This is a genomic window from Thermostichus sp. MS-CIW-15 (genome assembly GCF_054060575.1).
In genome coordinates this window covers 1-10,599 of the sequence record NZ_JBSSDI010000053.1, presented here as the reverse complement: position 1 = coordinate 10,599, position 10,599 = coordinate 1, and the positions used below count along the sequence as shown (strand labels likewise).

Below are 10,599 nucleotides of genomic sequence, written 5' to 3'. Positions count from 1 at the left end.
TTTTACATACCTAGCCATACCAAGCAGCCATACTGAACATACTGGGCATTATTTTCAGTATAGTCCAGCATATCATTGACTAGAGTCATGCTCCAGTCGAGGGGTTTCTTCGAGTCCCTCCCCAGAGGACAGTGGGCTAGAAGTGCCATCTGCCGGGCCTAATGGCAACTCCACCCACCAGAGCGGGTAGCGATCGGGATCCGTCTGCAGCCAAACACAGCGGCAGGGATCCCAGGCGCCCAGTTGAGGGCTGGATCCCACCAGGGCAATTCGATCGCCGGGCTGAGTGGTGGCGCGAACTTGAAAGCGATACATTTTCCGAAGGAGAGGGAGAGGAACCTATTCTGGATTTGCCGGTAGATAGACAGGCTTGATCAGTTGGCTTATTACCCTGCCGACAACTGGTAAGAGAAAACAAAAGCTGCGATCCAGTTCCGCCTTGTCTGGCCTATCCTGAGTTTTAAAAAAAAGAAGTTCTCAGATCCGCAAACAGAAAACACAGAAGGCCACAAAAAAGACCTAAAGCCCCAAAGTAAAGCTCTCTAAGTAAAGAACAATTGAACTTTAGCTTGAACTTAACATACTGTCCAAGAATTGTCTGTTTTCTGGAGCACTTTCAGAGGGTTTCTGGAGTGCAAGTTTCCAATTGTCGCTGGGGCAAAATCACCTCAAAGGTGGATCCCTGCCCCACCTCGCTCTCCACCTGCACCTGCCCCCGATGCTGCTCGGCGATGCTTTTGACAATGGCCAGCCCCAAACCCGATCCCGACCGCCGATTGGGATCCCCGCTGCGGGCCGGATCCACCCGGTAGAAACGGTCGAACAGGTGGGGCAGCGCCTGGGGTGGGATCCCCGGCCCGCTATCTTGCACCTGAAGCACCAGTTCTGGGGATCCGGAGCGCAGCCACTGCCTAAGGCGCACCTGCACCTCGCCGCCAGAGGGAGTGTGGAGAAGGGCGTTTTCGATCAGGTTGGTGAACAGGCGGGCCAACAGGTCTTCATCTCCCCAAAAGGCGAAGGGATAGCCCTCTGCTTCCTCGTCGGGGGTGACAATGTCCAGCTTGAGGTGGATCCCTTTCTGGTTGGCCAGCCCTTGCAACTCCTCTACCACCTGCAGCAGCAGAGCATCCAGCGCACAGCAGCGGGGCTGGAAAGGCACCATGCCGCTGTCGTGGCGGGCCAGAAACAGCAGGTCGTCCACCAGGCGGCCCAGCCGCAAACACAGCCGCTCCACCATCTGCCAGCGCTGGCGGGTGTCGGCGTCCAGGTGCGGATCGGCCAAAGCCACCTGTACCGTGGTTTGAATGCTGGCCAAGGGGCTGCGCAGCTCGTGGGAGGCATCGGCGGTAAATTGCTTGAGCTGCTGGTAAGACTGGCGGATGGGCTGCATGGCCAAACCGGAGAGCAGCCAGCCGATTCCCCCCACACAGGCCAAACTGGCCACTACCCAGAGGCTGAGATCCCGAATGAGCTGGCGTGTCGGCTTGCTCACCTCAAACCAGGGGTGGCTGACCCGCAAATACCCCAGCAGCTTCCCACCGGCCAGGATCGGCTCGGTGAACTGGCGCAGCCAATACCCAGGCGCGATGCGGGCGGTGTGCAGGGATCCCTCGGTCAGCAGGGGGGCAGGGATGCCGCCGGGCACCGTGGACCAGATGAGGGATCCCTGGGGATCAAACCACTCCAGGTCGATGTGGTCGTCCTCCAGGGTGCTGGGATCATCCCGAAAGCTGGCCTCTAAGCTCTGGCGGGCCTGCTGTGGATCCAAGAGGCTCTCGTCCACCACCAGGGAGCGCTCGACAATTTCCACCACATGGCCCAGCGTGTCGTCCACCCGCTCGATCAGGGTTGACTGCACATACCAGTAGAAGCTGCCGGCAAACAGCAACAAAAACACCCCTGTTACCACGGTGTACCAGAGGGCCAACCACCGCCGCGTTGCCTGGAACATGGGGGTTGCGCGGGAAGGGGATGGGTTAGCTGTGGACACGAGGCTCAGGGTGAAGGGTCGATAAAATCTCCGCTTCCACCTGCAGCAGGGTGTCCAGCCGCTCCTGCACCTCGTCAGCGGGGAACTGCTCCAGCGCCAGGTCTAGATACAACTGCCAGTGCCGCTCTTCAGCCGCCGCCAGCCAGAGGTAAAACTGCCGCAGCTCCGGGTCGGGGGCGTGGATCCCCAGCAGGCCCAGGCGTTCGTGGCTGCGGGCCTCGATGATGGCGGCCACCAGCAAAGCGTCCAAAAGGTGCTCCGGCTCGGAGCGGCGCAGGTGCTGGTTGAGACGGCTGGCGTAGGGAGCAGCCGAGAGGGGCCTGATCGGGATCCCCAGCCGTTGCAGGTGGCGATGCACCCGCTCAAAGTGCTGCAGCTCCTCCCGCGCCAGCGGCGACAGCGCTTCCACCAGCCGCCCGTTGGCCGGGTAGCGAAACAGCAAACTAAGGGCGTTGCCCGCCGCTTTTTTCTCGCAGTTGGCGTGATCCAACAAGATAAGGTCGAGGTGACGAATGGCTTGGTCGATCCAGGCCGCAGAAGTCGGCGAGGCCAGTTGTAGCGTCGGCACAGGGTCAGAAGAGGTTTCAGGCATCAACAGCTTCCAGGTTGACCCACCCTGCCCGCTGCGGGAGCAGGGAACGGAACTGGGTTAATCGGATCTTAGCTTTGCCGGCGTACCCCTTTCTAAGTCTTGGATCCCGTCTGACGCTCTGGCAGCAGTTGTCCCTATCCCCGGCCCCTCTTCCAGAGGGAGAGGGGAGTTCGGGGATTTTTCAGAAGGCTGGCCCCCGCCTCAATGGCTCAGAGCCAAGGTTTTCCCTGCTACGACCGCCGCCATCTCCTGCAACAGGTCTTCGGTCTCTTCCCAGCCAATGCAGCCGTCGGTAATGGAAACGCCGTACTGGAGCGGCGCCCCTTCCTGCCAGGTTTGCTTGCCCGGGTTGAGGTTGCTCTCCAGCATCAGCCCCATCAAGGCCCGCTGCCCCGCTTGGTACTGCTGTAGCACCGCCCGACAGACGGATCCCTGCCGGCGGTAGTCCTTCTGTGAGTTGTCGTGGGAGCAGTCCACCATCACCGAGCGCGGGATCCCTTGATCCTTCATCAGCAACGCCGCCCGCGCCACATCTTCCGGGCCGTAGTTGGTTCTGCCGCCGCCGCCGCGCAACACGATGTGCCGATCCGGGTTGCCGGTGGTTTTCACCAAGGCCGTCATGCCGTCTTGGCCAATGCCCAGAAAACTGTGGGGGTGGCTGGCAGACAAGATGGCGTTGAGGGCAATTTCCAGCCGCCCGTCGGTGCCGTTTTTGAAGCCCACGGGCATGGAGAGGCCGCTGGCCATTTCCCGGTGGGTCTGGCTTTCGATGGTTCGGGCGCCGATGGCCGCCCAGCTCACCAGGTCTGCGGTGTATTGAGGGGTCACCGGATCCAGCATCTCGGTGGCACAGGGCAGGCCCAGCTCGTTGATCTGCAGCAGGATGGAGCGGGCCAGTTGCAAGCCGGTGGCAATGTCGCAGGAGCCATCCAGGTGGGGATCGTTGATCAACCCCTTCCAGCCCACGGTGGTGCGCGGCTTCTCAAAATAGGTGCGCATCACGATCACCAGGTGCTCGCGGGTTCGGTCGGCCACCCGCTTGAGGCGGTGGGCGTACTCCAAGGCCGCTTCCGGATCGTGGATGGAGCAGGGGCCGACGATCACCACCAGGCGATGGAGATCCCGTCCGTGGATGATGTCGCGAATGGCCTGCCGCGTGGAGAGCACCACTTGGGCTGCCGTTTCCGTCAGCGGCAGCTTGGCCTTGACAGCAGCAGGGGCAATCAAGGGAGTCACCTCTTGGATGTTGCAGTTGTCGGTTTGGGGGGGCATAGAACTGTCCTTCATTGTGTCCAAGGGATGGGCAAGTGAGGGATTGAGCTGTCGAGCCATCAAAAAAGCCCTGGCACTGGGCTCAGGGCTTCAGGACTGACTCAGGTAAACCTAGGCTCTATAGTTTACGCGCCACCCTTCCGCCCTGGTCGCTGCCAGGGAAAGGTAAAGTAGCCAAAAAAGGGAGCGCGCAAGATCATCTTCAGGGGAAGGAACTCGGAATCTGTACGAGATGAGTATAGCGGAAGTATACCCAAAAAGAAACTGGATTTGCCAAGACGGGCTCAGGTTCTGGGTCGCTCCCAGGGTTCCCCGGGCGCAGCCCAGAGGACGGCTTTCCCCCACCCAGCTCAAGAGGCTTGCCCGCCCCGTAGCCATCGCTCTGCGACGCTGTTGCAAGCGGTGCGAGGAGAAAAGCTTCAGGGCAACTAGGAACTTCCTGCCGCTGCCTCAGGGGCCGCAGCGGCGAAAGCCCCGCAAGCCCGGCGGAAACCAAGACAGTCAGCAGGACTCTGGGCTTCTGTCCCAGAAAACAGGCTTCAGAAGGATCCGGCCCGAACGGCAGCCGCTTCCTGGATCACCTCGTCTCCAGGCTGCAGCCCGGCGTGGATCTCCACCAGATCCCCATAGCGGGATCCCACCGCCACCGGCGTAAACAGCGGCTTGCCGTCCGCCAGCCGATACACGCCCGTCAGGCCGAACTGTTCTACCAGGCTTGTCTGGGGCAGCAGCAGGGCTTGGCGGGTTTCTCCTGCCAACTTCAGACGGCCCAGCATGCCCGGCATGGCTCCGGGGAGCGGAGGGATCTCCGCCTTGACTTCCACGGTTCTCGAGCTGGGATCGGCGCTGGGGATGATTTGGCGAATGGCTCCCTCCACGGTTTGGTTGAGGCTGTCGATGCTGATGGGCACCCCTTGTCCCACCCGGATCTGGCCGGCCAGCGATTCGGGCACAGCCACGGAAAACCGCAGCCGCTCGCTGCTTTCTAGCTCCACTATCGGCTGGCCCGGCCCCGCCAAAGCCCCTACCTCCACATACTTGCGGGTGACGACGCCGGCAAAGGGGGCAACCAGGGTTCCGTAGGCCAGGTTGGCTTGGGCTTGTGCCACCCCCGCCTGCGCCTGGGCCATGGCCGCCTGCACCTCAGGGATCCGGCCTTTGGCCTGGGCAAGCTGGGCCCGCGCTTGGGTCAATCCCTGTTCGGCCTGCTGGATCCCGGCCTCGAGCTGGGCCAGCCGGCCCAAGAGCACGGCTACCCGCGTATTGGCCTGATCCACCTGGGCTTGGGCCACGGCCCCTTCGGCGTGCAGCTTCTGCATGCGTTCTTGGTGCAAACGGGCCTCCTGCAGCTCCGCTTCCGCCTGCTGCTTCTGGGCTTGCACCTGGCGCAAGGCTTCTTCCGCTCCCCTCACCCCTGCCTGGGCGGCCAGAAGGCCTGCTTGGGCCTGCTGCAGTTGCGCCTCAGCCTGTTGCCGCTGGGCCTGGGCCTGTTGCTGGGCGGCCTGCACATCGCTGACATCCAGACGGGCAATCAGGGATCCGGCCGCCACCTGCTGCCCCTCCTGAACCGGCAGCTCCAGAACTCGGCCCACAATGCGGCTGCTGAGGGAGGTGCGCTCCACAGCCTCTAGGCTGCCCACCAGAATCCGCTCTTGGCCGATTTCCCGAGGCTTGACCTCCATCGTGGCCAACGGGGCGGCCTTGGCAGTTTCCAAGGACTCCGTCTCGCTGACGGGAAGCTCCGAAGCGGCTACCCCTGGACCGGGCCGGCTTTGGGATCCCAGCAGCCAGCCGCCCAGCCCCCCTAGCGAGAGGAACAGCAGCGCCCAGCCCAGGTGGCCCCAGCTCCAGCCGGAAAACCTTTGTTGGTGCAACCTGCCGACTTGAGTTTCCATAGTGCAAGTGTCCAAGGCGTAACTTGAGAGTGACGAGAGAAAGAGGCTAAGGAAAGACCAAATCTCCCAATGGCTTGGAGATGGGCTCTATGAGAGCCCCACCCCCTGCAAACTGAGGCGCTCAAACCAAGGCACCGCCCACCCCCAGCGCATCTTGGCTAGGAAATACTGCTCAAAGGCGGACTTGAGCCAACTGACCCATGGCCCTTGCACGGCCAGAGCTATAGCTGCTCTTGCCTGTCTTCCGAAGCCGCCACCTACTGCTACTCGTGGCTGGGTCTAGGAGGGGATCCCATCCTGGCAATCCAGTAGCCGCACTGGTGTTCTCCGTTCACCTGCCAGGTGAGGCGCTCTACCCGGCAGTCGGGCAGGGCGGCGGCAAACATCTCCAGCTCGTGGCCGCAGACGCTGGGAAAACGCTGGGCAATTTGGGCGATGGCGCAGTGGTGCTCCACCAATACGTATTGCTCGGCATACTGCTCAGCGCCTTCTGTTGCCCTGGCCGCAGCCAGGTGGTTGGGGTAGGGGTAGTACTCCGCCATGTAGCCTTCTGCCTGGCGCAACTGCACCAAGCGCTCCAGCCGCTTGGCCAGGGATCCGCATCCCATCTGGGCTTGGTACTCTTGGGCTTTGCGCTGCCACTGCTGCTGGAGCAGGGATCCCATCTGTTCGGATCCCAGGGTTTCGGCCAGCGTATTGAGCAGGCCCAGGGCAAACTCGTCGTAGCTTGTGGGGAATTGCGCTTCCCCTTGGGGGCTAAGCTGATAGAAGTGCTGGGGGCGGCCCAGGCCACTGGCTTGAGCGACGTGGTGGATCAGCCCCTCCGCCTCTAGATCCTTGAGGTGGCGGCGAATGGCTTGGGGAGAAATGCCCAAGTGCTCTGCCAGAGTCTGGGCGGTGGCCTGCCCCGCCTTGCGCAAATAGACTAGGATGGCCTGCTTGCTGGAAAGGGGCTGCGTGAACCGCCCGGTGATCTTGTGCGCGCTCTCCACCCTCGCCCTCCTGGTTAGACTGGGTTCACTCGGCTGCCGCTGCCAGCACAGCTACTTTGACAACGGGATCATTGCTACAGTAACCTGAGGGTTAGTTAAGCAACAACCGTGTTGTTTTAGTTGGCCGTCTGTCTTGACCCTGTCCCTAACCAAGAGCCATCCATGTCTACGAGCGTCCGCACCCTCATTAGCCAGCCCTACAAGTACGGCTTTGTTACCGACATCCCTTCTGAGTCCATCGGCAAAGGCCTAAACGAGGACATCATCCGGCAAATTTGGGCCAAGAAGGGGGAGCCGGACTTTATGCTAGAGTTCCGGCTGCGGGCCTACCGCCAGTGGCTGAAGATGAGCGAGCCCACCTGGCCCAACGTCAGCTACCCGCCCATTGACTACCAAAACATTGTCTACTACTCGGCCCCCAAGGTGCAGCCCAAGAAAAAGAGCCTGGACGAAGTGGATCCGGTGCTGTTGGAGACCTTCGAGAAACTGGGGATCCCCTTGTCTGAACAGAAGCGGCTGGCCAATGTGGCGGTGGATGCCATCTTCGACAGCGTCTCGGTGGCCACCACCTTCCGGGAGAAGCTGGCCAAGGAAGGGATCATCTTCTGCTCCATGTCGGAGGCGCTGCGGGAGTACCCTGAGCTGGTGCGCAAGTACCTGGGCAGTGTGGTTCCCATTGCTGATAACTACTACGCGGCGCTGAACTCGGCAGTGTTCAGTGATGGATCCTTTGTCTATGTGCCCAAAGGGGTGCGCTGTCCCATGGAGCTTTCCACCTATTTCCGCATCAACAACGGCGAATCGGGCCAGTTTGAGCGCACCCTGATCATTGCCGACGAGGGATCCTACGTCAGCTACTTGGAAGGGTGTACTGCCCCCATGTTCGACACCAACCAACTGCATGCGGCGGTGGTGGAGTTAATTGCCCTAGACAATGCCGAAATTAAATACTCCACGGTGCAGAACTGGTATGCCGGCGACGAAAACGGCAAAGGGGGCATTTATAACTTTGTAACCAAGCGCGGCCTGTGTCAGGGGGCCAACTCCAAAATCTCTTGGACGCAAGTGGAGACCGGCTCCGCCATCACCTGGAAGTACCCCAGCTGTGTGCTGGTGGGGGAAAACTCGGTGGGCGAATTTTACTCGGTTGCCCTCACCAACAACTACCAGCAGGCCGATACCGGCACCAAGATGATTCACGTGGGCCGCAACACCCGCAGCAAAATTATCTCCAAAGGGATCTCGGCTGGGCACTCCAAAAACAGCTACCGCGGCCTGGTCAAAATCGGGCCGAAAGCGGAAGGTGCCCGCAACTTTTCCCAGTGCGATTCCATGTTGATTGGGGATCAGTGCAGCGCCAACACCTTCCCCTATATTGAGGTGCAAAACAACACCGCCAAAGTGGAGCACGAAGCCTCAACCTCTAAGATTGGAGAAGAGCAGTTGTTTTACTTCCAGTCGCGCGGCATCTCTGCAGAGGATGCTGTGTCTATGATCATCAGCGGCTTCTGCCGGGAGGTGTTTAACCAACTGCCCATGGAGTTTGCCGTCGAGGCCGATCGCTTGCTGAGCTTGAAGCTAGAGGGATCCGTTGGCTAGATCCCCAGCCAGCTGAATTGGCCATTGTCGGCTTACTTTAGCTAGCTGCGCGATCCCAGGGTGAACGCTCGTCTGGAGTTCATTCAAGAGCAACCGCTGAGATGATCCGGGAAAACAGCCCTGTCATTTTATCTGTCCGCGATCTCACCGCTGAGATCGACGGCACCCCTATCCTCAAGGGGGTAAACCTGGAAGTTCGGGCCGGCGAGATCCACGCCATCATGGGGCCAAATGGCTCTGGGAAAAGCACCTTCTCCAAGATCTTGGCCGGTCACCCCGACTACCGGGTAACAGGGGGCGAGATCCTCTATTTGGGCAAGGATCTCTTGGCCATGGAGCCGGAGGAGCGGGCCTGGGCCGGGATCTTCTTGGCCTTTCAGTACCCCATTGAGATTGCGGGGGTGAGCAACTTGGATTTTCTGCGGGCTGCCTACAACGCCCGGCAGAAATACCGGGATCAGCCGGAAATGGATCCCCTCGAGTTTGACGACTTCGTGCGGGAAAAGCTGAGCATTGTCAAGATGGATCCCGCTTTTTTGGAGCGCTCCGTCAACGAAGGGTTTTCCGGCGGCGAGAAAAAGCGCAACGAGATCCTGCAGATGGCTGTGCTGGAGCCGACGCTGGCCATTTTGGACGAGACGGACTCCGGCCTGGACATCGACGCCCTGCGCGTCGTTGCCCAGGGCATCAACCAACTGGCCGGCCCTGAGAAGGCCATGCTCCTCATTACCCACTACCAGCGCCTGCTGGAGTATGTGACCCCCGACTATGTGCATGTGATGGAAGGCGGGCGCATCGTCCTCAGCGGCGATAAGACCTTGGCGCTGGAGCTGGAAGAGCGGGGCTACGACTGGCTCAAGGAGGAGGCGCGATGAGCAACCCCTCCGAGAGGGCTGAGCGCTTTGGCCACTCCTTTCTGGAGCACCTCCTCCGCCAAATCCCGGAGGTAGAAGATCCCCATACCACCCTGAGGCAGCAGGCCCGCGCCCAACTGGCGGAGCTGGGGATCCCCACCCCCCGCGAGGAAGACTGGAAATACAGCGACCTCTCGCCGCTAGTGGCCCATGCCTTTCGCCTGGCCGGCCCTGGGGATCTGGGTCTGGAGCGGGCCACCCTGGAGCCCTGGCTGTGGCCGGAGAGCCGTCACAGCTATGCGGTGTTCGTCAACGGCTACTTTGCCCCCCAGCTTTCTGACTTGAGCGGCCTGCCGTCGGCCCTGCGAATAGCTCCTCTGAGCCAGTCTGCCCCTGGATTGTTGCAAACCATCGCCAAGGTCGATGTCTTCAGCGCCCTCAACACCGCCCATCTGGCCGACGGGATCCAAATCGAGCTGCCACCCCAGCAGGAAGTTTTGCCGCCCTTGCACCTGCTCTGGGTGACGGTGGCCTCTGAAGGAGAGGCGGTTCTGGCCCAGCCCCGCTGTCTGGTGGCTTTGCAGGCCCACAGCTCCCTCACCCTCATCGAAGACCACGTCTCGTGGGGGGCAGGGATCCCCTTCGGCAACGCTGTTACCGAGATCGCCCTGGCCGAAGGATCCCGTCTACACCATGTGATCCTGCAGCGGCAGGGATCCCAGGCTTTTCACATCAACCAGACTGCTGTGCGCCAGGGCCGCGACAGCCACTACCGGCTGCAGGCCATCCAGTGGGGATCCCAGTTTTCCCGCCACAACCTGGAGCTTGTCCAGGTGGAGCCCCAGGCCCACACCCAGCTGCAGGGGCTGACCCTGGTGAAGGGATCCCAGCACAGCGACACCCACTCCCGCTTGCTCCATCAAGCGCCCCACGGCAGCAGCCGCCAACTGCACAAGTGCATCGTGGACGAGGCGGCCCGCGCGGTCTTCAGCGGGCGGATCCTGGTGAGCCAAGCAGCCCAACTGACAGACGCCGCCCAGACCAACCGCAACCTGCTGTTGAGCCCCAAGGCGCGGGTGGATACCCGGCCCCAACTGGAGATCTTTGCCGACAACGTCAAATGCGCCCACGGAGCCACCGTCAGCCAACTGGAGGCGGAAGAGATCTTCTATCTGCAAAGCCGCGGCATTCCCCAAGCCCAGGCCAGGCAACTCCTCACCTACGCCTTTGCGGCAGAGATCCTAGAGGGGATCCCGCTGGCCCAGCTTCCTTCCCAGGTGGCCAAGCGCTTGGGATCCGGCTGAGTTGTCCCTGATACATTTACGCTGAACACTGCTGAGCATTACTGCTCAGCGGTGAAGCGATAGCATTCTGTCCGTTTCCGTTGTCACTACGCGACGCTGAC

10 protein-coding genes are annotated in these 10,599 nt (G+C 61.2%); 3 read left to right on the top strand and 7 right to left on the bottom strand.

What is annotated here, in order from left to right:
- Positions 1 to 72 precede the first annotated feature (72 nt).
- The 7 genes from ACVW0R_RS13055 to sufR form a co-directional block, all read right to left on the bottom strand.
- On the bottom strand, positions 73 to 315 hold the full coding sequence (locus tag ACVW0R_RS13055; protein WP_099812927.1) for a CBM20 domain-containing protein: 243 nt from the start codon (positions 313 to 315) through the stop codon (positions 73 to 75).
- Between the two features lie 301 nt (positions 316 to 616).
- Positions 617 to 1,951: a sensor histidine kinase gene (locus ACVW0R_RS13050; protein WP_099812925.1), complete on the bottom strand. Its 1,335-nt coding sequence runs from the start codon at positions 1,949 to 1,951 to the stop codon at positions 617 to 619.
- Between the two features lie 25 nt (positions 1,952 to 1,976).
- Positions 1,977 to 2,582: a tRNA-(ms[2]io[6]A)-hydroxylase gene (gene miaE, locus ACVW0R_RS13045; RefSeq protein ID WP_011430999.1), complete on the bottom strand. Its 606-nt coding sequence runs from the start codon at positions 2,580 to 2,582 to the stop codon at positions 1,977 to 1,979.
- 201 nt (positions 2,583 to 2,783) lie between these two features.
- Entirely contained in the window at positions 2,784 to 3,854 is a 1,071-nt protein-coding gene (locus tag ACVW0R_RS13040) for a 3-deoxy-7-phosphoheptulonate synthase (RefSeq protein ID WP_011431000.1), read from the bottom strand.
- A 539-nt stretch (positions 3,855 to 4,393) separates the two neighbouring features.
- Positions 4,394 to 5,749, bottom strand: a complete 1,356-nt coding sequence (locus ACVW0R_RS13035; protein WP_099883714.1) for an efflux RND transporter periplasmic adaptor subunit — start codon at positions 5,747 to 5,749, stop codon at positions 4,394 to 4,396.
- A gap of 87 nt (positions 5,750 to 5,836) precedes the next feature.
- Positions 5,837 to 5,962, bottom strand: a complete 126-nt coding sequence (locus tag ACVW0R_RS13030) for a hypothetical protein (protein WP_255322479.1) — start codon at positions 5,960 to 5,962, stop codon at positions 5,837 to 5,839.
- Positions 5,963 to 6,012: 50 nt separating this feature from the next.
- On the bottom strand, positions 6,013 to 6,741 hold the full coding sequence (gene sufR, locus ACVW0R_RS13025; RefSeq protein WP_011431002.1) for an iron-sulfur cluster biosynthesis transcriptional regulator SufR: 729 nt from the start codon (positions 6,739 to 6,741) through the stop codon (positions 6,013 to 6,015).
- Between the two features lie 162 nt (positions 6,742 to 6,903).
- On the opposite strand from sufR, the gene sufB reads away from it, so the two are divergent.
- The 3 genes from sufB (at position 6,904) to sufD (ending at position 10,498) form a co-directional block, all read left to right on the top strand.
- Positions 6,904 to 8,340: a Fe-S cluster assembly protein SufB gene (gene sufB, locus ACVW0R_RS13020; protein ID WP_457502169.1), complete on the top strand. Its 1,437-nt coding sequence runs from the start codon at positions 6,904 to 6,906 to the stop codon at positions 8,338 to 8,340.
- Between the two features lie 101 nt (positions 8,341 to 8,441).
- Complete coding sequence (gene sufC / locus ACVW0R_RS13015) at positions 8,442 to 9,215, top strand: Fe-S cluster assembly ATPase SufC (protein ID WP_457502168.1); 774 nt, start codon at positions 8,442 to 8,444, stop codon at positions 9,213 to 9,215.
- Complete coding sequence (gene sufD, locus ACVW0R_RS13010; RefSeq protein ID WP_099812916.1) at positions 9,212 to 10,498, top strand: Fe-S cluster assembly protein SufD; 1,287 nt, start codon at positions 9,212 to 9,214, stop codon at positions 10,496 to 10,498. Before sufC ends, sufD begins: the two co-directional genes overlap by 4 nt.
- Positions 10,499 to 10,599 lie beyond the last annotated feature (101 nt).